The 24053-nt window shown below is 56.4% G+C and carries 27 protein-coding genes; 15 read left to right on the top strand and 12 right to left on the bottom strand.

The genetic code is table 11. The features are described 5' to 3' along the window. Positions 1-239: 239 nt before the first annotated feature. Positions 240-806, top strand: coding sequence for a dCTP deaminase (gene dcd, locus INT12_RS04505; RefSeq protein ID WP_017844768.1), 567 nt, complete (start codon positions 240-242; stop codon positions 804-806). 107 nt (positions 807-913) lie between these two features. Continuing rightward, positions 914-1120: a hypothetical protein gene (locus INT12_RS04500; RefSeq protein WP_017844769.1), complete on the top strand. Its 207-nt coding sequence runs from the start codon at positions 914-916 to the stop codon at positions 1118-1120. Positions 1121-1352: 232 nt separating this feature from the next. Here INT12_RS04500 and INT12_RS04495 read toward each other — a convergent pair whose 3' ends face one another. The 8 genes from INT12_RS04495 to INT12_RS04460 form a co-directional block, all read right to left on the bottom strand. After that, a complete protein-coding gene (locus INT12_RS04495) occupies positions 1353-2117 on the bottom strand; it encodes an ABC transporter ATP-binding protein (RefSeq protein WP_046384454.1) in 765 nt (254 codons plus the stop codon). A gap of 13 nt (positions 2118-2130) precedes the next feature. Continuing rightward, the gene (locus tag INT12_RS04490) at positions 2131-3249 is read right to left on the bottom strand and encodes a succinylglutamate desuccinylase/aspartoacylase family protein (RefSeq protein ID WP_126585671.1); all 1119 of its coding nucleotides are present in this window, start codon (positions 3247-3249) and stop codon (positions 2131-2133) included. A gap of 9 nt (positions 3250-3258) precedes the next feature. Then, positions 3259-3969 carry an ABC transporter permease gene (locus tag INT12_RS04485; RefSeq protein WP_017844772.1) on the bottom strand — a complete coding sequence of 237 codons (711 nt, stop codon included), beginning with the start codon at positions 3967-3969 and terminating at the stop codon, positions 3259-3261. Then, complete coding sequence (locus tag INT12_RS04480) at positions 3966-4694, bottom strand: ABC transporter permease (protein WP_046384452.1); 729 nt, start codon at positions 4692-4694, stop codon at positions 3966-3968. The genes INT12_RS04485 and INT12_RS04480 overlap by 4 nt, the downstream gene beginning before the upstream one ends. A gap of 57 nt (positions 4695-4751) precedes the next feature. After that, on the bottom strand, positions 4752-5531 hold the full coding sequence (locus INT12_RS04475) for a transporter substrate-binding domain-containing protein (protein WP_046384451.1): 780 nt from the start codon (positions 5529-5531) through the stop codon (positions 4752-4754). A gap of 263 nt (positions 5532-5794) precedes the next feature. Further along, entirely contained in the window at positions 5795-8236 is a 2442-nt protein-coding gene (locus tag INT12_RS04470) for a penicillin acylase family protein (protein ID WP_193039396.1), read from the bottom strand. A gap of 102 nt (positions 8237-8338) precedes the next feature. After that, entirely contained in the window at positions 8339-8539 is a 201-nt protein-coding gene (locus INT12_RS04465) for an SEC-C metal-binding domain-containing protein (protein ID WP_003189235.1), read from the bottom strand. Further along, a complete protein-coding gene (locus INT12_RS04460) occupies positions 8536-9018 on the bottom strand; it encodes an LEA type 2 family protein (RefSeq protein ID WP_017844776.1) in 483 nt (160 codons plus the stop codon). Before INT12_RS04460 ends, INT12_RS04465 begins: the two co-directional genes overlap by 4 nt. An 889-nt stretch (positions 9019-9907) precedes the next feature. On the opposite strand from INT12_RS04460, the gene INT12_RS04455 reads away from it, so the two are divergent. The 8 genes from INT12_RS04455 to INT12_RS04420 all read left to right on the top strand — a co-directional run bounded on the left by INT12_RS04455 (position 9908) and on the right by INT12_RS04420 (position 16071). Continuing rightward, positions 9908-10465: a hypothetical protein gene (locus tag INT12_RS04455; RefSeq protein ID WP_193039397.1), complete on the top strand. Its 558-nt coding sequence runs from the start codon at positions 9908-9910 to the stop codon at positions 10463-10465. Beyond that, a complete protein-coding gene (locus INT12_RS04450) occupies positions 10465-10800 on the top strand; it encodes a hypothetical protein (RefSeq protein WP_193039398.1) in 336 nt (111 codons plus the stop codon). The genes INT12_RS04455 and INT12_RS04450 overlap by 1 nt, the downstream gene beginning before the upstream one ends. Continuing rightward, the gene (locus INT12_RS04445; RefSeq protein ID WP_193039399.1) at positions 10800-11207 is read left to right on the top strand and encodes a hypothetical protein; all 408 of its coding nucleotides are present in this window, start codon (positions 10800-10802) and stop codon (positions 11205-11207) included. Before INT12_RS04450 ends, INT12_RS04445 begins: the two co-directional genes overlap by 1 nt. Next, positions 11204-11500: a hypothetical protein gene (locus tag INT12_RS04440; RefSeq protein ID WP_193039400.1), complete on the top strand. Its 297-nt coding sequence runs from the start codon at positions 11204-11206 to the stop codon at positions 11498-11500. The genes INT12_RS04445 and INT12_RS04440 overlap by 4 nt, the downstream gene beginning before the upstream one ends. A 5-nt stretch (positions 11501-11505) precedes the next feature. Then, on the top strand, positions 11506-13797 hold the full coding sequence (locus INT12_RS04435; RefSeq protein ID WP_193039401.1) for a hypothetical protein: 2292 nt from the start codon (positions 11506-11508) through the stop codon (positions 13795-13797). Between the two features lie 64 nt (positions 13798-13861). Beyond that, a complete protein-coding gene (locus INT12_RS04430) occupies positions 13862-14191 on the top strand; it encodes a hypothetical protein (RefSeq protein ID WP_193039402.1) in 330 nt (109 codons plus the stop codon). Next, the gene (locus INT12_RS04425) at positions 14188-14394 is read left to right on the top strand and encodes a hypothetical protein (protein WP_193039403.1); all 207 of its coding nucleotides are present in this window, start codon (positions 14188-14190) and stop codon (positions 14392-14394) included. The genes INT12_RS04430 and INT12_RS04425 overlap by 4 nt, the downstream gene beginning before the upstream one ends. A gap of 453 nt (positions 14395-14847) precedes the next feature. Then, complete coding sequence (locus INT12_RS04420) at positions 14848-16071, top strand: hypothetical protein (protein WP_193039404.1); 1224 nt, start codon at positions 14848-14850, stop codon at positions 16069-16071. 268 nt (positions 16072-16339) lie between these two features. Here INT12_RS04420 and INT12_RS04415 read toward each other — a convergent pair whose 3' ends face one another. Continuing rightward, positions 16340-16747: a hypothetical protein gene (locus INT12_RS04415; protein WP_193039405.1), complete on the bottom strand. Its 408-nt coding sequence runs from the start codon at positions 16745-16747 to the stop codon at positions 16340-16342. A gap of 333 nt (positions 16748-17080) precedes the next feature. Here INT12_RS04415 and INT12_RS04410 point away from each other — a divergent pair, with 333 nt between their 5' ends. From INT12_RS04410 to INT12_RS04400, 3 genes are all read left to right on the top strand, one after another. Next, positions 17081-17404, top strand: a complete 324-nt coding sequence (locus tag INT12_RS04410) for a hypothetical protein (protein ID WP_193039406.1) — start codon at positions 17081-17083, stop codon at positions 17402-17404. A 294-nt stretch (positions 17405-17698) separates the two neighbouring features. Next, the gene (locus tag INT12_RS04405) at positions 17699-17914 is read left to right on the top strand and encodes a hypothetical protein (protein ID WP_193039407.1); all 216 of its coding nucleotides are present in this window, start codon (positions 17699-17701) and stop codon (positions 17912-17914) included. A 64-nt stretch (positions 17915-17978) separates the two neighbouring features. Beyond that, positions 17979-18674, top strand: coding sequence for a recombinase family protein (locus INT12_RS04400; RefSeq protein WP_193039408.1), 696 nt, complete (start codon positions 17979-17981; stop codon positions 18672-18674). An 841-nt stretch (positions 18675-19515) separates the two neighbouring features. Here the strand turns inward: INT12_RS04400 and INT12_RS04395 are convergent. Genes INT12_RS04395 through INT12_RS04385 form a run of 3 tightly spaced genes read right to left on the bottom strand, consistent with a single transcriptional unit; the run spans position 19516 to position 22212 of the window. Next, positions 19516-21213 (bottom strand): recombinase family protein, encoded by a 1698-nt coding sequence (locus INT12_RS04395; protein WP_193039409.1) that lies wholly within the window; start codon positions 21211-21213, stop codon positions 19516-19518. Positions 21214-21221: 8 nt separating this feature from the next. Next, positions 21222-21710 (bottom strand): YchJ family protein, encoded by a 489-nt coding sequence (locus tag INT12_RS04390; protein ID WP_193039410.1) that lies wholly within the window; start codon positions 21708-21710, stop codon positions 21222-21224. Between the two features lie 4 nt (positions 21711-21714). Continuing rightward, positions 21715-22212, bottom strand: a complete 498-nt coding sequence (locus INT12_RS04385; RefSeq protein ID WP_017844778.1) for a DUF6231 family protein — start codon at positions 22210-22212, stop codon at positions 21715-21717. A 190-nt stretch (positions 22213-22402) separates the two neighbouring features. Here INT12_RS04385 and INT12_RS04380 point away from each other — a divergent pair, with 190 nt between their 5' ends. Together INT12_RS04380 and INT12_RS04375 are read left to right on the top strand one after the other, a co-directional pair. Further along, positions 22403-23098 (top strand): OmpA family protein, encoded by a 696-nt coding sequence (locus INT12_RS04380; RefSeq protein ID WP_193039411.1) that lies wholly within the window; start codon positions 22403-22405, stop codon positions 23096-23098. Positions 23099-23269: 171 nt separating this feature from the next. Further along, entirely contained in the window at positions 23270-24028 is a 759-nt protein-coding gene (locus INT12_RS04375; RefSeq protein ID WP_017844780.1) for a hypothetical protein, read from the top strand. Positions 24029-24053: the final 25 nt, after the last annotated feature.

Below are 24053 nucleotides of genomic sequence, written 5' to 3'. Positions count from 1 at the left end.
CCTTTTTCCGGAACGTGCCAATGGTATTTCCGAAGGTTTCTCTAATTTCGTGACTGGCGGTGGTATTTACGTCCGTCGCGCACGCCGATTCGGGTCCCGGCCCCAATGGGCGCGGCTTGTACAAGGCGGGCATTGATCAACACATTCGTCAACAAAAGCCCCACGCCCTTTGAACCCCAACGCCTGCCCCGGTAAGATGCCCAACAGAATTTTTCCACCTCGCTATCAGGACACCCGCCATGAGCATCAAATCGGACAAGTGGATTCGCCGCATGGCGCAAGAGCACGGCATGATCGAACCGTTCGTTGAGCGCCAGATCCGTGGTGACGACGCCGATCGCGTGATTTCGTATGGTGTTTCCAGCTACGGCTACGACGTGCGTTGTGCCGATGAGTTCAAGGTGTTCACCAATATCAACTCGGCGATCGTCGATCCGAAGAACTTCGACGAAAAGAGCTTCGTCGACGTCAAGAGCGACGTGTGCATCATCCCGCCCAACTCCTTCGCCCTGGCGCGCACCGTGGAGTTCTTCCGTATTCCCCGCGACGTGCTGACCATCTGTCTGGGTAAAAGCACTTACGCGCGCTGCGGCATCATCGTCAACGTGACGCCGCTTGAGCCTGAGTGGGAAGGTCACGTCACCCTGGAGTTCTCCAACACCACCACCCTGCCAGCGAAGATCTACGCCAACGAAGGCGTGGCGCAGATGCTGTTCCTGCAGTCCGATGAGGCCTGTGAAGTGTCCTACAAGGACCGTGCTGGCAAGTACCAGGGCCAGCGCGGCGTCACCTTGCCACGCGCTTGATCGAAAGCTCCTACGCGTAAAGGGAATTAGTCTGCGGAAAGTGACTCTATTGGGTGTACTGCTTCGGTGCGTGCAATGCGCGCCGAGCCACGCTTGAGGAGTACCTTATGAAACTCGACCCGCGAATCAGCGCCGAACTCGCCCGGCTTGAACCCAACCAGATTGGTGTTCTGGCCTGGTCCCTGATGGCCGACCCTGCTTATGCGGGTGGTATCCCCGGTCAACCTGAGCCCGATTCCCCGTACCCTACCGAACCCGACGAACCTGGCGAACCGACCCTTCCGGACGAGCCGCCACCCGCGCCGATGGCCTGATGCCTGCAGATTGGAATGTGGTCAGTCCTTCCGCGGGCTGGCCATCTCTCCTGGCGGCCGATCACAAATATCTGCCGTGTTGCACTCAGTATCCCCAGCAAAGCCCCAAAACGCGGGCAGCGGGCCGCCTGCGCGCTTATCGTGGATTGCCGCGCTCAAGCGCATGGGCCGGCTGGGCGGGCTCTCAGAGCGCTTAGGCGGCGCAGGGGCGTGCGGGAAGATCAGCGAAGGCTTACTTCAGATTGCCACTCAGGAACTGTTGCAGGCGCTCACTCTTCGGGTTGCCCAGCACATCCTCCGGCGTGCCTTGCTCTTCCACCAGGCCCTTGTGCAGGAACAGCACCTGGCTCGACACCTTGCGCGCAAAGCTCATCTCGTGGGTCACCATGATCATGGTGCGGCCTTCCTCGGCCAGGCCCTGGATCACCTTCAGCACTTCGCCCACCAGCTCCGGGTCGAGGGCCGAGGTGGGTTCGTCGAACAGCATCACTTCCGGTTCCATCGCCAGGGCGCGGGCGATGGCCACGCGTTGCTGCTGGCCGCCGGAGAGAAATGCCGGGTATTGATCGGCCACGCGGGCCGGCAGTCCGACTTTGTCCAGGTAGCGACGGGCACGCTCTTCGGCGTCTTTCTTACTGCAGCCCAGCACCCGGCGCGGGGCCATGGTGATGTTTTCCAGCACGCTCATGTGGCTCCACAGGTTGAAGTGCTGGAACACCATCGCCAGGCGTGTGCGCAGGCGCTGCAGCTCGGCATCGTCGGCCACGCGCATGCCGTGGCGGTCGCTGACCATGCGGATCGGCTTGTCATCGAGGGTCATCGCGCCGTCGTTGGGGGTTTCCAGAAAGTTGATGCAGCGCAGGAAGGTGCTCTTGCCCGAGCCGCTGGCGCCGATCAGGCTGATCACGTCACCGGTCTTGGCCTTGAGCGAGACGCCTTTGAGCACTTCATTGTCGCCATAGCTTTTATGCAGGCCTTCAACGGTCAGTTTGTACATGGGGCGTGCATCCTCAAGGCGAAAGTAGGTAGCCGCTGCGGTAGGCCTCTGAACCTGCGACATGGCCGATGACCATCCCCGCAGTGGCCATGCGCCGTAGCGAACGGGCGTAAAGCAGGCCGGCGTTTTGACAATGCACAGGCGTTACGCGGTCAGTAATGGGGTCGATGATTTCGGCGATCAGTTGCCCGGCTTCGAGGTACTCGCCGGGCAAGGCACTGAACACCAGCAGGCCGCCGACCGGCGTCGCCACCGGTTCGACTCCCGCCAGCGGGGTGGCCGGGTAGGGCAGGGCGGGCAGCGGTGCCACGTCGCCGGCAATCGCGCCGAAGTGAATCAGGTAGTCGATGATCGCCTGGCAGTCGAGGCCGGCCAGGCCGTGGTTGACGTCACCCTGGCCGCGCAGCTCGACGGTTACCGAAAAGCTGCCCATGGGGATCGGGAAGCGCTCGCCGAAGCGTTGCTGCAATTGCCACCACACCAGGCTGAAGCACTCATCGAAAGATTGCCCGCCGGAATCGGTGGCCAGCAAGTTGGCCTCCGAGCCGATATAGCGCGCCAACGGCTCCACCTGCGGCCAGGCCTCGGGCGTGGTGTACAGGTGCGCCACGGCTTCGAAATCGCAATGCAGGTCGAGCACCATGTCGGCATCGCAAGCCAGGCGTTGTAGCACCAGGCGCTGGGACTGCAACTGCGTCGCGGCGGTTTGTGCGGCCAGCGCGGTGGACAGTGCCGTGCGGATCAATTCGACGTTGCGCTGGGGATCATCCCCGAGCAAATCCTTGACCCGATCGCTCACCTCTTCACTGAGGTCGACAAACAGGCGATTGAAGTTCTGCCCGCTTTCCAGCTCATAGCGGCCCAGCGGGATGTCCATCAACACTTGTTCGAGGCCCGCCGGGTTGGCGATCGGCACCAGCACGATCTCGCTGCGCAAGCGCCCGGCGGCGGCCAGTTGCGCCAGGCGCGCCTTGAGGTGCCAGGCCACCAGCATGCCCGGCAATTCATCGGCATGCAGTGACGACTGGATGTAGACCTTGCGTTCGGCCAGTTCCGGGCCGAAGTGGAAACTGTGAATCTGCCGTGCCGTGCCAGGCACGGGCGCGATCAGTTCATGAACCTGATGACGCATGAAGGCTCCTTAGTGGCTCGGCCCGAGGAAGGCCAGCCAGCGGCGCTCCGCCAGACGAAACAGACCGACCAGGGCAAAGGTCACGGTCAGGTAGATCAGCGCAGCGATGCCGAACGATTGAAAGGTGAGGAACGTGGCCGAGTTGGCGTCCCGGGCCACTTTGAGAATGTCCGGGATGGTCGCGGTAAACGCCACTGTCGTCGAGTGCAGCATCAAAATCACTTCGTTGCTGTAGTACGGCAATGAACGGCGCAGGGCCGACGGCATGATGACATAGGCGTACAGCTTCCAGCCGCTGAGGCCATAGGCTTTGGCCGCTTCGACTTCGCCGTGGGCCATGCTGCGGATCGCCCCGGCGAAAATCTCGGTGGTGTAGGCGCAGGTGTTGAGGGCAAACGCCAGGACTGTGCAGTTCATCGCATCGCGAAAGAACGCATCCAGCACCGGTTGGGCGCGCACGGCGGCGATGCTGTAGATGCCGGTGTAACAGATCAGCAGTTGGATATAGAGCGGCGTGCCGCGAAACAGGTAGGTGTAGAACTGCACCGGCCAGCGCACCAAGGGATTGCGCGACACCCGGGCGATGGACAGCGGAATCGACACCAGGAAGCCGATCACCAGCGAGGCGCTGAGCAACCACATGGTCATGGCCAGGCCGGTGATGTGCTGGCCGTCGCTGTAAAGGAATGGGCGCCAGTATTCCTGCAAGAGTTCGATCATCGCACGGCCTCCCGCGAGCCTGCCGAATAGCGACGTTCAAGACGGCGCAGGACAAAGTTGGACGCACTGGTGATCAGCAGGTAGATCAGTGCGGCGATCACCAGGAAGTAAAACAGCTGATAGGTGCTCTTGCCGGCGTCCTGCGCGGCCTTGACCAGATCCGCGAGGCCGATGATCGACACCAGTGCGGTGGCCTTGAGCATCACCATCCAGTTGTTGCCGATGCCCGGCAGGGCAAAGCGCATCATTTGCGGGAAGGTCACGTAGCGAAACCGCTGCCCGCGCTTGAGGCCGTAAGCCGTGGCAGCTTCCAGTTGGCCACGGGGCACCGCGAGGATCGCGCCGCGAAAGGTTTCGGTGAAGTACGCACCGTAAATAAAGCCCAGGGTGATCACCCCGGCGCTGAATGGGTCGATTTCGATGTATTCCCATTCCATGAAGTCGGTAAGACCGGTCAGCCAGGTTTGCAGGCTGTAGAAAATCAGCAGCATCAGCACCAGGTCGGGCACGCCACGAATCAGCGTGGTGTAGAGCTGGGCGGGAATGCGCAGGAACGGCAGGCTGGACAGTTTGGCGCTGGCGCCGAGCAGGCCCAGCAACACGCTGACGGCCAGGGACAGCACCGACAACTTGATGGTCATCCAGGTGCCTTGCAGCAACAGCGGGCCGAAACCCTTCAAACTGAACGCGCTCAGCCCGAGGGTTTGCAACAGTTCTTCGAACATAAATCAGGACCTATGGCGATAAAACAGCGCCCCTCGCGGGAAGGGGCGCCCCAGGCATTATTTGCCGCTGTACAGGTTCAGATCGCCAAAGTGTTTCTTCTGGATGCTGGCGTAGGTGCCATCATCGTGTAACGCTTTGATACCTTTATCCAAAAGGGCCTTCAGCTCAGTGTTACCTTTTTTGATACCGACCGCGGTTTTCGACGGCAGTAATGGGTCGTCGATGGCCGCGCTGACTTCGTAACCGGCACCGGCCGGCGACTTCAGGAAGCCCAGTTCGGCTTGCAGCATGTCCTGCACGGACGCGTCGAGACGGCCGGAGGTCAGGTCAGCGTAGACCTGGTCCTGGTTGGCATAAGCCTTGGTCGTCACGCCGGCCTTGTCCAGCACGGCCTTGGCGTAGGCTTCCTGGATGGTGCCTTGCTCGTAGCCCACGGTTTTGCCCTTGAGCGACTCAGGCGTGGAGTAGCCGGCACCCTTCTTGAATACCAGCGAAGTCGGGCCGGAGAACAGTTCGTTGGAGAAGTCGATGGCCTTCATGCGGGCTTCGGTGACGGTCATGGACGAAATCACACCGTCGAATTTGTTGGCTTTGAGGCCTGGAATCATGCCGTCGAAGTCGCTTTCGACCCACTTGCACTTGACCTTCAGCTCGGCGCAGATCGCATTGCCCAGGTCGATGTCGAAGCCCACCAGGCTGCCGTCAGCGGCTTTGGACTCGAACGGTGCGTAGGACGGATCGACACCAAAACGCAATTCCTTGTATTCCTTGGCCAAGGCGGAACCAGCGGCCATGCACAGAGCCAGTGCAGAAAGGGTCAGCAATGCTTTTTTCATTATGTAATCCCTGGAAACCAAGATAAGCGCTTGTGGCGCGTTTAGGACTGTTACTGAACGGTGTCAGACGGATCACAAGTAGCAATTTCTGCACCATAGTTCCGAATGCAGCTCCGAATGATCGTTTTAAAAGGTGGGAAGAGGGAGCTATGAGTATAGGAGGTGCCCGAAAATGGGCATGAAAAATAGGCTGCACTATTTTGGATCGAGCGCAGATTAAAAAATGTGGGAGCAGGCAAGCCTGCTCCCACCTGTTGGTACGGTTATTTGCCGGGCGTGAGGGTCAGCCTGGCTTTCCCATACACCTTGTCAAAGTTCTGCGGCTGCATTGGGAAGCTCAGGTATTGCGCCTTGAGCGACGGATCGATGCCATTGGCATAGTTCGGGCTGACCGGGTTGCCGGACTGGCCGATACCGCCCTGGCCCGTCATCGGTTCTGCCTGGCCGAAGTCGACAATCATGCGCAGTGCCGGCACTTGGGTGGTGTCGAAACTCTGTCCCCAGTTGTACGGCGCCGGGTTCAGGGTGTTGTGGTCGCCGCCGCTGGCCAGCGGGCCGCGGATCACCTGGCCATTGCGGTTCTTCCAGGTGGTGCTGTGCAGTTTGCCCCACTGCCAGGCCTTGTGATCGGTACCCAGTTGGCTGTCGCCGGCAGTGATCGCGGCGGCCAGGCTGCGGGCGAGGATCGTCGGCTTGTCTTCTTTCTGCGCAGTGCGGACATCGTCCCAGAACGGGCTGTCTTCACGGCCCAGCAGGTGGTCGGCCTGGGCGGCGTAGGACAGGCTCGCGTTGCTGACAAAGGCTTTCCAGCTGGCGCTGTTTTGCGGGCCGAGTTCGTCGAGGAAGATCTGTTTGCTGCTTTCCTGCAGGAACAGCTCATACATCGCTGCGTCGGCGGACGTCGGCGTCAGGCGGCCGTCAAACGCCATCAGACGATTCAACGCTTCACGGGCCTTGGTCTGTTCGGCCGCGGGCAGCGCAGCGATCGCCTGTTTCAGCGGCTGTGCCATGCCCGGCGCCTGGAACATGTTCTTGAGCTTGGCTGCGAACGTGGTGGTCTGGTCGTATTGCATGGCGATCATGCTGCGGCTGTCATGCTTGCCGGCATTGGCCAATTGCGCCAGGCGCTCGCTGCGCTCCGGAGCGTCCCAGGAGTTGGACAGTTGCATGCCATAACCGCGCGGCGCGGTACGCTGGTTGGCGGTGCCGATCCAGCCTTGGGCCGGGTCCTGGTCATAAGGGTGCAGCATCGCGTCGGCGTAACCGTCCCAGTCGAAGCGCGCATCCCAGCCCGGCGAGGGCAGCAGGCCCTCGCCTTCGCGGCGGTTGGGGAAGCGCCCGGTAACCTGCCAGCCGATGTTGCTGGCGTCGGCGAACACCATGTTCAAGGCGATGGCGCGGATTTCCCGGGTCGCATCCGAGGCCTTGGCGGCATTTTGCGCGCGGGACAGGTCGAAGAACGCATCAAGGCTCTTGTCGTCCTTGAAGTTCGCCGTTTGCAGGGCCAGGCCCAGCCCGCTGGTCAGCGCCTGGCTGCTGTTGAGCAGGGCGCCGTGGCGGGTTTCGTACACCACCTCACGTATCGAGCGTTGGCCTTTGATGAAAAAGGTCTCGTTGCGCACAGCGGCCGGTAGCCATTTACCGTTGTTCTCGTAGTACAGCGCGCTGCCCTGGCGTTTGACCTTTTCCAGGAACAGGTCCTGGGTGTCGCCCTTGACCGTGCTCATGCTCCACGCCACTTTGCCGTTGAAGCCGGACAACAGGGTCGGCAGGCCGGCGATCGAGGCGCCGACGGCCTGGTATTTCGGTGCGCGGATCTGCACGTAGTTCCATGGCGACGGGGCTTGCGGCTGGGCCGCGAGGTCATTGGCCAGCAGGCTCTTGCCGCTGCGGCTGCGTTGCGGGCCGATGGCCCAGTTGCTCGAAGTGGTCACCGCCAGTGAGTTGAGGCTGCTCAGTTGCTGGCTGACCGTGTCCAGCCCGGCCAGGCCGGTGATCTGGCTCAGGTTCACGCCCTTGAGCTTGTCGGCTTCGGCCAGGGGGATCGGCTCGTCCGGCGCGCTTGGGGTGAGCCAGGCGAGTTTGTCGACACCGACCTTTTGCGCCAGCACCAGCGATGACAATTCTTCCTGCAGGTTGGCCGACTCGCTGAAATTCAGCAGGCAGAACAACAGCGCCGAATCTTCCGGCTTCCAGTACTCGGGTTTGTAGCCGGTCTGGGCCAGGTCCGGCGGCAGCTTGTCGCGGTAGCGGAACAGGTAGGCGTTGACGCCACGGGCATACACTTCAAAGAAGCGCTTGAGGCGCGGCGACGAGGCGTTGTAGAGCTCGCCGGCGCTTTTTTTCAGGTTGACCGCGCGCATGAAACGGTCGACATCCAGCACCTCGGGGCCGGACATTTCCGCCAGACGGCCCTGGGCCAGCAGGCGCAACGTGACCATCTGCGTGATGCGGTCGCTGGCATGCACATAGCCGAGGCTGAACAGTGCGTCGTGGAAGGTATTGCTTTCAATCAGCGGCATGCCCTGGGCATTGCGGCGTATCGAAACATTCTGCGCGAGGCCCTTGATCGGCTGGACGCCGGTAACGGGTGGCAGGGTGTCCTGGGTGCTCTGGAGCTGGCAACCGGCCAGGCTTAATGCACTGGCCACTGCCGCGGCAACGCCGAACCGGGGAAGAAAATGTGAAAGGGCTGGCGAGGCCATGGCAAAGCTCCTGCGGGGGGTAGCGTCAGTAAAGGCGCTACGTTAGTGAGCGCGGTGAAACGACGCAAGCAGGAGCTAAAGCTTATTTTCAGTAGCCAGGTTTCAAGCGCCGTGGCACTTCTTGAATTTCTTCTCGCTGCCGCACGGGCATGGATCGTTGCGGCCAACGTCTTTCAGGGCGTTGCGCACCGGCTCCTGGTGAGCGTGGCCGCAGTTCGGGCCGTGGACATGGCCGTGGTCGTGATCATGGTGATCGTGATCGTGGTTGCAGTCAGGACCATGGACATGGGGTTGCTGAGTCATCGATGTCGCTCCGGAATAAAATCGCCGGGGATTATCTCGCCATTGTGGTCCACGCGCACGTCATTACCGATGAATAATCCGGTTTTCAGCTCGCCTTCCAGCCGATAAGGCACGGGCCGGTCGGGGTTTTTCAGCATCTGCACGACGTCACGGATCTGCGGCCAGAGGTTGGTGCGTACCGAGATCTTGAAAAAGGCGTGACCACGCGGCGGCACGGTGAGCCATTCGTTGGATTCGCCTTCGGTCAGCAGCATGCGACCCAGGGTGACCTTGTAGATCAGGCCGCGCACCGTGAGGTCGGCGTCGTCGCGGTTATCCACGCGGAAATACAGCTTGAACTTCTGTTCGAGCAACTTGGCCCGCACCACTTCGACCTTCACCAGGGCGACGTGGGGCGGTGGGGCGTCGTCCTCGAACCATGAGGCGCAGCCGCTCAAGCCAAGGGTCAACGCCAGCAACAAGCTGTAAGTGCGGAGCATGGCGCGATCCCTGTGAGGTGGTTAGAGGTAGCTGGAGCAACACTTCTTGAAGTTGTACAACAAAACACTACTAGTGTGCGTGGCTCCATTGGTGGGCTCAGATGCACCACAACATAGTCTCTCGGATACCGAGTTTACGGTAGGTGTAGCTCAAGAGGGTGGGACACGTCGCCGCCCGCTCTTCCTTTCGTCATAAAAAATAGATAATGCTTGCTTTTATTTCAATTCCGTGATTGACAAATCGTGATGTAGGGCTTATAATAAGAGTGTAGAGGCAGAAAGGTTTCTGTCTGACCCTCTTCTCCCCGCATCGCCTCCAAAATTCTCCTGAGACTCGTTAGAGTTTCAGCCCGGCCACGTGAAAACGGTTCCTGGCGCTCAGCAGTGCGACGGCCGAAAACTGTTAGACCGGATTTATCACCCGGTTGGTCACAGTCCTTGACTGAGGGAATGGACAACTAATTCAGCAACAACCGAAAACAAGCATCAGCTACATCTTAAAGGCGAGAACCTTAAAACTCTCGCCTTTTTCTTTGCCTTTCATTCAATAACGAAACTTAAAGCAACAACTATCTAACCACCTTCATCGAAAGGAGTTGTACCCCTGTGTCAATCATAATCAAAAAGCCGTGCTTGCACTGTAACAAGCTATTCAACTCAAAGCGTAGTCACGGAGTTTATTGCAGCGCCAGTTGCAGGACTCTACACGGGCGAGCAAAGCGCGCCAGCACGAAAACAGTACGTATTGGGATTCTATCCGTAGAGTTTCAGAACGTCGCTGATAAATCCTATGAAGAGTTACATGCTCTTGTAGCAAACGAACTTACCCCAGAAATGCTCGAAATCATCCATTCAGATCAACCAACACAAATCCCAGGAGAAACACACAATGCTTAAACAAGTAGACCAGCAAGAACTAAAAGCAAGAATCGAAGCCGCTCAAACACTTTACAAAGACCGGAAGAGCGGGATTGACCACTTCGCTGAAATTGACCCTGTATCCGGGCGCCCAATCGGTAAATACGTTGACGGCGGCGTTGAAACGTTTCCTGTGCCAAGCGCCTTTGAAGTACTTCCCGTGTACTTTGAGGCAATCGCCCTTGGAAACACACTCCACCCGCTTGGACTTGTGCAGGTTGGTTTGGACTATCATGGTAATCCACAGTTCGAGTTGTACACGCACCGGCCTACTCAGGTTCAGAAGCTAGCATTGGACAAGATTGCCGCTGATGTAACAACCCGGTACGCCAAAGAGATCGAAGAGCATAACGCAGCTTTCATAGAGTCGGAAGTGCAAGCCCAACTCTCTATTGAGGCTCGCCGTCAAGAGCGCGAACTTGCAGAAGCAGCCGCTAAGCGTCGTGCAGACATTGAGGCAGAAGTTCGTGCGGCTTATCAACCAGCCGAGTCTGTAGAAGTTCCACCAGCTAAAGGGAAGCGCTCTTAATGGACTCCCTTACAAGGCTCTTGCTACGCCGATACGCTCCCAATGATCCAAGACTAACAGAGCCCTCAGGGGCTCTTGCAGCAATTGCAAAGGCCACATCCTCATTATCGAATGTCCCAGACATTAAAGTGTCTCCAGAAGCATTGGAGAAGGCTACAGGTATGAAGGTTGTTATGTCGGCAAGTGACTACAACGAGAGCGTAATCTTTGCTGCTGTCACAAAGTTTAATCGAGCGTTCCCAGAGTTAATGGCGCGTAGTTACATGCTGCCCGTTGCTCAATACGGTATCCCGATTGGTTCCTGGGTATTTATGATTTCAGAGGAAGATGATTAATGGATAAACTTGAAACACCCGCTCCATTGACGGCGCGTATCGTCAAACTTGCAGAACCCGCTCCACGTCGCATCATCTTTAGAATCAAATCAGATAGTGCCATTGACATTCAACACGTCCTTGGCAACTTCAAAGCCACAGTAAGGCGCGTATATGGCGAACAAGTCTACAAGCTGGCTTGGTTTAACTGTTCGGATGGATCGCACGTTATCGCAATCGCTGGAAGTCGCCCTGTGATCGCTCATGTAAAGCTGTTCTTGCTGAGCAATAATCGCTTGAAACTATTCAATATGGGTGAGGTGCTTTACGAGGGTATCGGCTCTTCTGTGTTTAGCTCCACCCTGGATAACTTGCTTGAGGGCTACTCGCCAACATTGATTCGACACTCGTTTGGAGGTAGCCAATGATTGATAAGCAATTTAAACTAACGCCTGCTCAGCTCGCATTCTTCAAGAGCTTTACACGTGATGCTGTTATCGCCGCGCTATCAGAAACATCTCGGTCTGATGAAGTTGAAACGCTCCTAAAGGAAGTCGATTTAACGCCATTGATGATGGAAGTTGCCGAGGCAATGCTATCTAAGACAGCTTTCACCGCCATTAAGCGTGTGGATCGTTTCATGCAGTCAGATGAATATGTTGCGGTGATGGGGGCTCTTGCAAGTGCATTGGCAAGCATCGCTGAGGCTGTTAAGTCATGAGCGGAATGTCTGAACAAACCATTGCTAGGCTCGTTGGGGTTTTAGACTTCAGGGTTAACACGGGTGGGCTTGAGAAGTTCCAGCAGTACCTGCAACGAGTGTCTCGCCAAATGAAACAGGTGGGCTCTCAGGCTAACAAGCTCCAAGAGCAGTTGAACCTAAAGCTCGGGATTAACCAGGGGCAGGCTGCAAAGCAATGGAAAGCTACGCAAGCAATGACGAAACAGCAGTTCCAGGCCCAGATGCAAATGTCCAAGTTTACCCTCGCCACTGAGAAAGCAAAGACTCAATTAGCTGGTGAGCAAGTTCGGCAATCAACGCTCCAAACTCGTCAAGCCCTGGCAAGAGGCAAGTTAGTTGAGCAACATGGGAAGCTCAACGCTCAAACTAATAAAGCTGCCCAACAGCACAATATGCGTGCCGAGCTACATGCTCAGAAGATGGTACGCCAACAAGCCATGACAGCAGCCGCTGAGGCACGTTCTAGGACTGCAATCGGACGTGCTGAGGCTTGGGCCAAGGGACAGCGCCAGAAGGCTCAGGCACGCACTGAGCGAGCCGCACAGCGTGCTCAGTTCAGCGGTGGTGGCATGTCTGGATCGCGCCTTCCGCACCTGGGGGGAGCTGTCTCCGGTGGTGTGCGTGGGCTAGGCAGTTTTGCGGGTAGGGCGGCGTCCATGACTGGCGGCATGGCTGGCTTTGAAGGATTGACCGCGTTCTCTGGCCTTGCTGGAGCTGCTGGTGGGGCAACGATGGCCCTGGGCGCTCTCGCTGTAGCCGTTGCCGCTGCAAGCGTTGCATTCGCTGGAGCTGCTGAACGATCAGCTAACGTCCGTGACCTGCGCATGGCGCAACTGAGATCCATGACTGGCAGCGATGTTGGCGCTCAAAGAGCTGATCAACACTTCCGTGACTTGGCAGACAAGTTGGGTATTTCAGTTGGAGACAACGGACGCGACTACGCGAAAGTTACCGGGAGTCTCGCCAAGAAAGTTGGTATTGATCGAGCTGAGGCTACAACAGGCGGAATCTTGAGCTATGGCAAAGCTCAGGGCATGTCATCCGTTGAAATCGGTAACATGACACGCGGCATCTTACAGGCACTTGGCAAGAATCAGTTATATGCCGAAGAGTGGACTGGCCAAATCGCCGAACACATGGGCGCTAATGCCAATTTGTTTGGTGCTGAGGCTTGGCAAAGAGCTAAGGGTGGTCACGCCACTGGCGATAAAGCCATGCGAGAGTTTAGCGATGATCGTCAGAACAAGTTGATTGTAGGAACACGGCTTACTGCCTTCTTTGAGAACCTGGGCAAGATTCTACAACAACACGCCAATGACGGTGGCGCTCTTGATGTCGCAATTAACACCCAGGAGAGTCGTAAGAATCGCACTCAGAACCATGTTGATGCACTCTTGCAACATGCGTGGGACGCTGATGATGGAAAACTAAATAAGTCTGTCGCTCAATATACCACTGCAAAGTTGGCTTTATTGGATGCAATGGGTCCAGCATTTGACAAGTTTGGGTCTATGGCTGCAAGTACATTGGATCTCATCACTCGTGCAATGGACACATTTACAGAGTTTGTCCATGCTTTAAGTTCAACAGATAGTCGTTTCATGGAAAAGTTCTTTGATCCTGCTGTTATGAAGACTTTCAAGGCTGCATGGTCTGACTTGGGTGGTGATATGTCCCATCTGTTTGAGACATTGGACGGTGTATGGAAACGCATCTTTGGTGACACTTCTGGTGCTGATATTTTCTCAGCGGTTCTAACTGGGTTGACGAGTATCGTTACAGTGGTTGGTGACGTTGCCAGTTTGATTGATTCGATGATTAATCGGTTGATTGCCGTATTGAAAGCAGCCGGACTAATCAAGGCCGAACCAAGCGACGCGAAGACGCAAACTAATCAACAGGCTCGTGACCAGACAGCCGATCGCTATGGCGGTAGTGAGGATGTCCCTCAAACAGCCGCCGGGCTGGAAAAGTATTTGTCTGGTGTTCAGACCATTCAAACACTACCGAAACCAATGACTGCTGATTCTGTATATCGAAGTGCTTCGGATCGAGCTGCTCAGCAAGCTAATCCGACAACCACGGCGCCAACTACAAGCAGTGTCATTAACAATAACATTGCATCTCCTCAGGTTAGCGTGGTGAACAATATTAGTGTTCCGACTGGAACGAGTACGGAAGGGTTGGCGGATCTGATTGACCAGAAGTCTCGCCAGAACGTCCGTGAGGAAGTTCACAAGGTGTTGTCTGAGTTCCAGCCTAAAGAAGTGCATTGATATAACAAGCCTGCTAACTCCAGGCTTTCCCCCCTTTCATAATCAGATAGATCAAGGAGGCTCTGTGCCTGATCCTTATAAACTGATGAAACGATTACTCATAACAACCATTGTTGTAGTTCTGTTGAATGTCGGTGTTACATCATTCGGAGTTGTCCGTAATGAGCGAATGTACATTCAGGTTGCAGAACAACTAACAGACTACGCCATTCAGCGAGAAAGCAAACTCTCTGCCCAGCTACGAGACTACATTGAACATCAGGCAAATAGCCTGCGGAATAACTGGCTTGATTGGCAGCAGGAAGACTTAACCCGCTCAAGGAAGTTTGCAGAACTTGAAGTGGCGCGGCAACTTCATGGACATACACGAGAAATATTTGGAGAAGGCCAATGAGATATGAAGATATTGCTATTCAGGCGGATTACCACGCCGCCGCAATTCAATATGTTGGGGCTGTTTATGGTGAGAAAGTCGCCCAGCAGTTTCCCGGCGTGGCCGACACAGTTTGGTCTTGCGTAATGATGGGCATGCCCGAAGGGCTTTGCTGGATAACCGTCTTGGGTGATCACAGGTTGCCACTGCCAGAGCGTCACTAACAAACAACCACGCCTCTAGTAGAGTAATCGCATGATTACTTACCCCTACAAGCCACGGTCTATATGGGCTGTAGCCATTTTTAGTGACTCAAATTCGTGTGCTACGCACACAACATACCCAACCAACAGGAGAGCACTCTCATGGCAAGGCCATACGAGTTCACATCATCAGGGGCGGCGCTTACAGCCGCCATGACTCTGTGCGGGACAACCCGCAAGCGTTTCATTGTCCAAGAAGTAACTAACCCCCAGGGCTATCCGCGCTGGGTAGTAGTTCACCCGGATGGTAATCCGGCCATTCCCTACGTGGAGTTTTCAGTATGAAGACATGCACATGTCGCGCCTGTAAGGCACGGTTCACCTCTACCAAACTTCAAGTCTTTTGCAGCGGACGCTGCCGACACATCTTTACTTCAACCAATCCCAAGAATGCTAACCGTGACGGAGCAATGAATGAAATCAGCAACACCGGAAAAAACAACTAAGGCAGTACGCCGCCCAAGATGCAAACAATGCCGTAAGCAATTCCGTACCACCAGCACCGTTAAGGTGTTCTGTACTCCCGCCTGTCAACGGCAAGCCACCAAAGTGAAGCGCCATGTTAATCGTGTTGAACGAGCAACAAACAGCGCTTTCATGTACCACGTAGCCTTCGAATGCGAACGTGCGGGAACCCTGCAAATTCTCACCGGCCACACAGTCCAATCACTGGTAGACCTCCATGCCGTCTATCTGCTCAAGCTCAAGGCCAATCAGTACGGACAGACAAGAGACTTCGAAATCAGCCACATCTGTCCATCCAGGGGTCACGATTGCATCGGCCTCTACCACGCTCAAAACCTCGTAGTGGCACCCGCTCACCTCAACCGAGCCCACGGTGCAAAACACTATGGTGGCGGGCTAAGCATCAAGCGTAGCGCTCTGGTATCCAAGCACGCTGTTGAGAAGGGCGCTCCACGTAAGCAAACCGTAGAACGCATCATCGCCTTCCTTGGGCCTGATGTAGTTGCCGAGTTGGTGAAGACTGCCAAGATTCAAACCACACGCCGACACGCTCTAACGTCATGGCTACATGATCACATGGACGCAACAGACCCAGAACAACGCCAGTACCTCGACCAGCTCGACAGCATGACTCCTCAGGCTTTGACAGCTCTCAAGGCAAAACTGGAGGGCAAGGAGGGGAGTGGGTCTTTCGTGGTGAAGACCATCACGTACACAGCCTCTGACGTTTTCCTGCTGGAGCTTGAGCGCCACTCCACATACCGGCCAGAACTAGCCAATGTCGTGGGCATACTTCGGAAGCGTGTAGCCCCGTTTACATCGCAGCACTTGAGTCGGATCAATCTCAACACCCAGGAACAGCGGGCAGTCTTTGACGTGTTACACGGCCAGCCTGTTGAAGCCATCCAGAACGTCCTAGATGAATACATTGCTCGCCACACGAGTGTCGTAGATCACGGTGAACGCATCCCCGCTTACGCGCCCATCGTGTTTAACGTTCCATCCAAGCAAACAGCACCATCAGTCACTCCCGTTGCACAGGCTCCCGCAAGGATGCTGGCGACGCTGATGGGCTTTGCTGAGTCTCTTGATGACCCAGTGCTAGACGTGGTTCCGGTGATGCCTCGGGCTCACCTGGCGGTGGTGGTTGATCCGCTTCCGTGGGAGCGGTAGGTAAAGGGCGAAAGCCCCGGTACACCCATTCTATAGCGTGTAGGAACAGACCTGTTGCTCCTCCTATAACCCCGCTTACGAGTAAAACCCCAACGAACAGGTTAGTAGCTTTATCGGCTTCAACTTGCGGGGCAGCCTCAAAGAGCGTGAATGCTGTGTAGAGCCCAGCGGCTATGGATGTTAACCACTTCACCAGCTCCCACAGCCTTCTCCATCCTTCTCCGTGCATCTGAACCCTCCGGTTGTTCGCAGCTTAAACTGTAGTTGGTTATGCAACTTTGGGGCGGAAGCCCCGGATCACCCACCTCGTAGTGGTAAACACGATGAAAATGACGAGGTTGGTGATGGCCCATATACCTAGAATGGCCCCAGCCCAACCCAGGCGCCTGGTAGGTAATCGCTCCAATTCATCGTTATATTCGAATGCCGTCTTCCTGTAGGCCAGCACCACATCATCTTTTTTCAAATCTAGGCAGGGTGATGGTGGCGTTACCGGCGCTAGCTTGTGACCTTGGTAGTAGAAGCTACAGTCGCCCCAAAACTTGAGGCGTGCCTGATACTTGTCTTTGACTTCGGATTGGCTAGGGTAGGAATTCGCCCCGCCCAGGGTGATCGCGGCAAGTAGGATTACTGCCACCACAATCCACAGCCTTTGCCACCCGCTCAGTCTAGTCATTCGCCTGCTCTCCTTGGTAGTGGGCATGATTATCCATGCTGGCGCCGTGGTGTCATACCCCGCCAGCGCTACAGGCGCATACGGTGGCGTATGAAGCGGACCCCTTGCCATGGGATTGAAACTTAGCAAGGGAATGTCTCTGGGATAATTATTATGCGTATATATTCACCGTAACTAACGGTGGTTGTTCCGTAACTAACGGTCTTGCTGTCGTTAATAATCGCAAGAAGACCGTTAATAACGATTATAGTGGCTGGCACCACTAAAAATAAATTTGCATAGGTGTTCTGAGTAGGTATATGTTCATGTCTCAACCACTTGCCGAGTAATGCCATGAACACTAACGTGCTGCTTTCGTTCGACCTGAAACAGAACACAACTACAGAACACCGCGACCTCTTCGACGAATATTTGGAAGGGCACGGCTGGAAGGACTGCCCTGATGTCAGTAGCGCTAAGACTAAGGCTTTCAAGGGTGGCGACGCAGAAGGTGCCCAGATCACTGCTGTAAAGGAAATTTACGAGGCTATATACCACGCTAGGATTAAGGAGACTTCTTTTGTTATCCAGTGTGGCAACTTGGAGCCGATTAGCAAGACGTATCTTTATTCTGATCCTTACGACGCGTTAATTAAGAGCCTTGCTCGGTTTTCGTGAAACCCTCAACGAAACTGTCAAACAACCTGGGCTAAACCCACCCAATTCCTGTGGTCGCTGTGAGCGCTCCATCTAAGTGTGAGAGTTGTAGCACGTCTGTAGCCCAGTGTTTCCGTGGCCTGTAGGCGAGATCGACTAAGCAGTTTCCGCTGGCTGCGTTTAAATTGAGGTTTCCACGCCAGAACGGCAGTTCTGAGTCGGAATCACCGTTTTTTCACAGAACGGCAGCACCCAGGACCGTCCAGATTCTGGGCGAGCTACGATCCCTGCACCACGCCATCAAGGAGGGCCGCCATGTCAGATTCAAGTGAAGTAATCGCCGATACGTTGGAGCTGCTACAGATGAACCAGAACGCCTTGGGCGCTGCTGTTGAGGAAATATCGCTTTGGGCACGCTCACGCGGCGAACCGGGGGTCCATGCCAATGTCATGGGCGCATTGCGAACCCTTGACCAGAACGCCGAGAGCATCACAAACGCCATCAAATACCTTCGTCAGAAAGGGTCATAACATCTCTACAACGAACGTACTAGAAGTGTTATGATTCAGCCCTGCACATGATTGAGGGCTGAAAATGAGAGTTGTGGCGTACTACCGGGTCTCGACAGGGGCTCAGGAGAAAAGTGGTCTTGGTCTTGAGGCTCAGGTGGATTACGTCCATTCCGCTGCCCGTCAGCAAGGCTGGGAAATCGTCGCTGAGTACACTGAAACCGTTAGCGGTACAGTCACCCCTCAGGATCGGCCTGAGTGCAAGAAAGCTCTGGCTCATGGCTTGCCGCTGCTGGTGGCAAAGCTCGATAGGATTGGCCGGGATGTTGGTCATATTGCTGACCTGATGAAACGTACATCACTGAAAGTGGCTACCATGCCGCTCGCTGATAACTTCCAGCTTCACCTGTTTGCAGCCCTGGCCGAGCAGGAGCGCTCGTTCATCGCCAGTCGTACAAAGGACGCTCTCAAGGCTCTACAGGACCGAGCTGATAGTGGTTGTGCTGAGAGTGTAGCGAAGGTGGCTCGCCGCTCAGAGACTTTAGCCAGGGGGCGTACACCCACCAACCGTGCAAAGGCCGGTGAAGCTGTTCAGCAGCGTGTTACTACCTGGCTTGATACGGTGCGAGATCCTATCGATCTGTGCATTCGTAAGGGCGCCAGGACTCTGCCCCAGGTTGCCCAGTGCTTGAGCGAGAAGGGTGTTCCCACAAGCCGAGGTGGTGAGTGGTCTCCAATGCAGGTTAAGCGAGTGATGGCTAAACTAAGTCTGTCATTCTGACTTTATTCTCCATGTAAGCTCCTGTAGAGCCGTATAAGGCTACATGTGACATGCATTGCTACACTGGTAGCTGTTATGTATGTACACGCCTTGTAGAGGCTTGTAGAGGCTTTAAGTGAGTGTGGGCGCTTGAGGTTATTTAATAATCATTCTCAATTAGATGGCCTTAGAGGGCGCCTCGTTAAGCAGCACTCGCAACTATCTGCCTGCCCAGCTTATTTTCCTGGCTGAAACCTCAATCGCCCATCGAGTTGCACCCCTTTCCAAGCGGCGGGGCATGATCCCCAGAAATATACGCCCTCTCGGTGATCATGAAATATCCAGTAAAATCAATGAGGTACAAGCGCTTATACAAGTTCAGATATAACGTTGCAATATTATAAGCAAAGCTGCTACCACACTCCAATCGTCTTTGCAACAAATATCGCTTGACACGATAGTGGCGTTTTGGTATAATGCACTTGATCCTCAGCACAATCAGCACCAGCGCTTAATCTGGATCAGCCCCCGGATACATCCATACGTCACCACAGATTAGAGCTTCCGCTCTTGCTTTTGACTTGCCCGAAAGCGCGAGCTTTCAAGTTATCCCGCCTTCGACGTTCCGTCGCCAGTGAATCCTTAGATAGCGTCTAGCTATCAATCTTGCCAATCTAATAGATCAAGATCAAGATCAAGATCAAGATCCAAAGGCTGGTTTTGTGGATACAGGGTATGGATCGAGGTACATCCAGGCGGAAGGCAGTGTTCTCACTTCTGAGGTGATTCATGACCTTCGGTCAAAGGTGATCACCTGTCAGCGGCGCTGACGATTAACAGACGCTGGAGTGGTTTGACGGCTTCACTCAGCCAGGCTGGCGAGATTCTTTTTCTCCACGGAGTGCTCCCAGTCAAATAGAGCCTGTACCAATTTCATGGTCCCTTGGGACTCGCCCATGTCCTTGATCTGATCAAGCTGCAACCGCTCCTGTGGAGTGATCTCACCGTGCAGCACCTGCTTATCAAGGATGTGTGTATCTACCGAGCGGATGGTGAGTATGGTTTCGTGGTGGTAGATCAGAAACGCGAGGGCGCCACCCAGGTTGACTGAGTAGATCTCGTTCAATCGTCCGAGCTTGGTGACATTGACACGGACATCCAGCCGCTTAACCAAATTGTTTGCTGCTGCACGCCCTTCGTAGCTTGTCAGGTCGAGCCTTTCAAAGAAGTCTGCCTTGCTCTCCACTTGATCGGTGGCGAGATTCTGGGCGAGTGCCTCACGTTCCGCATTGAGTGTTTCTAGGTCGGTCTCGATTTGCTGCAACAGCTTGGCGGTGATCCTGCTGGGGAATTCTTCGTGTGAGGATTCCGCGCTGGCCTGCTTAGTCCTCAGTTCCTCAACTCGCCCGTCGAGCACTTGTAGCTTCTTGGTCAGGCTTCCTGAGCTTGAGCGTACCAGGGACAAACTATCAATCTTGGCTAAAACTTCTTGGAACACCGCCTCCGAGCGTTCCGAGCCAATCACGCCCGCGTCACACATCCCTTTTTGTTTGTTGGTGCATTTGAAGTATTTCCGGTCCTTGAAGCCTTGTAGGTGCATGGCCCCACCGCATTTCTGGCAAAAGAAAATCCCGGCCAGCACGTTGAAGTTCTTCGTCACCTTAGTGACCTTGTGCAATCTACGGGAGGCTCTGGCGGCAGCAGCCAGATAGAACTGCTCCTCAGTAACCACGGGCGGAAAATAGCCCTTGATAGGTTCGCCGTCTGGAGTGCGTACACCATCTACAAAGATGTGGGGCTGATACTCGCCCAGGGTCGTGCGGCTTTCTAAGATGTGCCGAACGGTGCTGAATCCCCAAAGGCCACTGGAGTTCTTCCGGTCTGCCGAGAATGTGGGAGTGCCGTCTTGGTTGAGGGTGGCAGCGATTACGCGAGACCCATAGCCCCTGGCAGATAGATCGAAGATCCGTCGCACAACCTTTGCATGGTCGGGGTTCAGGGCATATCCGTCCGGTGTAACGTCCAGCCATAAAGGTCTTAGCTTGCCGAGCGGTTTACCTGTCTCACGAGCGTCCTTGTGTTTGTTCCGCCAGGCGGATGATACCCGGCTCCCCTTGGTGGCACTCTCCTCGTGGGCACGGCTCATGGTGATGATCGAGACGATCAGGTCTATCTCGTTGTAGTCACTGGTGTAGAGGCGTCTGTCCGTGCTGGTGTAGACATTGATCCCTTTTGCCAGTAGGTCAAGAAAGCGGGGCAGGGCGTCGCGTACTCGCTCTCGACTTAGCCGGTCCAGCGATTCGATAACCAGAATACTCCCAGCAGGGACAGTTCCGTCTTCCACAAATGCAAGGAAACGGGCCAGCTCACCTGTGTCGTCAAGATGTTTGCCCTTGTATGCCGACCGGCCAGCGTCGAAGAACAGGTAGTCCTTCGGGTCTGCCAGCTCGTACCCGTGTTCATCGGCAAACGCCTTGGCTGATTTGATTTGTCGCGCTTTGCTGTCGCCCGATGATTGCTTGGCGCTTGAGAATCTGACGTAACTGAACACTTTGGGCATGTTGCCTCCTACCGCACCGGATTGGCTTGTAGGTAATTGTGGCAACACTTCTTGAACTTCTGCCCACTCCCGCAGACGCATGCATCATTGCGTCCGGCCTTCACTTCCACGGTGGGGTCGATGAAGTACCAGTGTCCCTCATTCTGTACGAAAGAGGACTGTTCGCGGTGGCTGTGTTCGCCGGTGCTGTCATGCCAGCGCGCGGTAAACGTCACGAACGCATGTTCCGGCTGGCCGCCGAACACCTCGGAGCTTTCCACTTCCAGGCCGAGCCAGGTGCTCTGGGCGCTCCAGGTGGCGATGGCATCACGGTCCAGGCCGGCCTGCTGCGCAGGCAACGTGGTAGCCACCAGGTAGTCCACCAGGCCCAGTACGTAGGCGCTGTAGCGCGAGCGCATCAGCGCGGTGGCGCACGGCGCCGGGTGGCCGGCGTGATAATGGCCGCAGCACGCGTCCAGCAGGTTGCCGCTGCCACAGGGGCAAATGGATGTACTCATCGGGTTACCACCAATACTTTCCGAAGTTTTCCGGGTTGGCCCAGAAGCGGGCGTTGAGCCAGTCCGGCACCTGTTTATAGTCAAGCAGATCATAGGTAAACAGCGTCAGTACCTGCTCATCGCGCTGGAAGCGCTCGCCGGCCTGCAGGGCCAGGGAGAAGAAGTCAGTGTCTTTCCAGTCGCAGGCGCCCAGGTCGACCAGCACCGCAATGCGGCTGGCATTGAGGTTGCGGATGCCACCCAGCAGGGTCAGGCCTTGTGGTTTTGACAGGTGCTCCAGGCAATCGACCACCAGCGCCAGGTCAAAACGCTGCGCCGCGAGGTCCGCCGGCAGCGCGCCAGGCGTCGCGACGGACACCTGAGTCTCAGGGTGCGCCTTTTGAAAGGCCTCCAGCGCCGGGAACTGGCTGGCACCCAACAGCAACAGGCGTTTGGGCTGGTGCAAATCGAGCAAGGCAGCCAGGGCTTGCTGGGGTGTACGGGAAGAAATACCAGCGGTCATCAGAGATCCTCACATCAGGACCCTAGAGACTAGCGCGGCTGAGCGTGCGGGCCTAGAGCGGGTGGTTGCGAAAAGTCCTTCAAGTACGCCCATCCTCAATGAATCCGGGGGTGTGACGTACTGGCGCAGTTGAAAGGAGCGGTCTTTACTCCACCCATCGGCCCCTGCCGATCCCCTCAGGAGAAATCAAATGAGCATCATGCGGACAGCTCTACCCTTGGTTCTGCTCACCGGAGTATTGACAGGTTGTGCAGGTTTGCAAAAAACCGATTGGCCCACCTGCGCCGCCTTGGGCGGCGTGACCGGTGCGGCGATCGGTGCGACGGAAAGCTCAGCCTATGCCGGCTACGGCGCGTTGTTGATCGGCGGCATGGCCGGCGCCTATTGCTGGGTACATGGCGATGGTGACGAAGACGGCGACGGCGTGCCGGACAGCCGCGACAAGTGCCCCGGCACGCCGAAAGGCGTACAGGTCGATGCCAATGGTTGCCCTCCTGCGCCACCCGCGGCGGTGGTTGAAGAGGTGGTTGTGGTCAAGGAAGAAACCATCGTGATTCGCGATGTACACTTCCAGTTCGACTCGGCGAAGCTGACGGCGGCGGATAAAACCGCGCTCGACACCATCGCCACCCGCTTGAAACGCGAAGCCCCGAGCGCCCAGTTGCGGGTCAGCGGGCATACCGACAGCGTCGGCAAGGACGCCTACAACCAGACACTCTCGGAAAAACGCGCACATTCGGTGACGGACTACCTGATCGGCGCCGGTGTGCCTCGCAGTAACTTCGTGTCGGTGACCGGTGCGGGCGAAAGTCATCCGGTGGCTGACAACAAAACCGCTGAAGGCCGTGCCCTGAACCGCCGCGTAGAAATCCAGATCAACCGCTGACAGGCCTTGCCCCTGTGGGATTCCACAGGGGCATCGTTGGCGATCCTCGCTGAAACTGCCGCCTTCTCAAGTTTTTTGATCCTTCACTGGCAAATCGCCTGTAGAAGTCGTTACTGTGCGCCCAAAGAAAAATTTGAAATAACAAATTCCCCATCACTCAGGAGCCCCATGATGCGTAAGGTTTTTCTGTTGGCCCTGTTGGTCAGCCCCGTTGCCCTGGCCCAGAGCGTGAGTGTTGAAACCAACTCGTTGATGCGCTTGCCCAGCAGTACCGGCGTATTGCAGCTGGAACGCCTGGACGTCGCGGACTACGGCACGTTGCTCATCCCGGCCACGATCAGCCAGATCTCGGTGGATGAGTTGCACCTGGGCCGCGAAGCACGCATCGCCATCGCTCCGGGGAGCACCGGGCTGCAATTGCAGGCGCGGCATGCGCAACTGGAACATGGCAGCCAGATCACCTCGCGTGGCGCTCCCGGTACCCACGAAAAACCAGCCAGGGCCGGACGTGACCTGACCTTGCGCATCAATGCCCTGACGGCGCAGGAACTGTCGGTGGATGCCCGTGGTGGCGCTGGCGCCCAAGGTTATGCCGGGCTGGACGGCGCCAACGGCGAAGACCCGGGTTGCACTTGGGGCTCCGCTGGGCGCGGCGCCAACGGTGATAACGGTGGCGACGGGTTGCCTGGCGCGGCGGGTGCGCAGGTGCGGGTCGAACTGCCCCAGGACTTCCCAAGCGACAAGATCAAGGTCTGGGTCGATGGCGGCGCGGGCGGTTTGGCGGGGACGGCGGGCAAGCCTGGGCGTGGTGGGCAATCCAAGGGTTGCCTGGTGTACCGCGCCGATGGTGGCGAGAAAGGCCGGCCAGGGGTGGAAGGGCAGCCGGGGCCGGCCGGGCCTGCGGGAACTGTGACCATTCAGCGACTTTGAGTCGTCCGATCTGACGCCATCGGGA

Source organism: Pseudomonas sp. K8 (assembly GCF_014889455.1).
Taxonomy (GTDB): Bacteria; Pseudomonadota; Gammaproteobacteria; order Pseudomonadales; family Pseudomonadaceae; genus Aquipseudomonas; species Aquipseudomonas veronii.
Note: the sequence above shows the minus strand (reverse complement) of the source record. Positions and strands in the feature narration are given on the sequence as shown.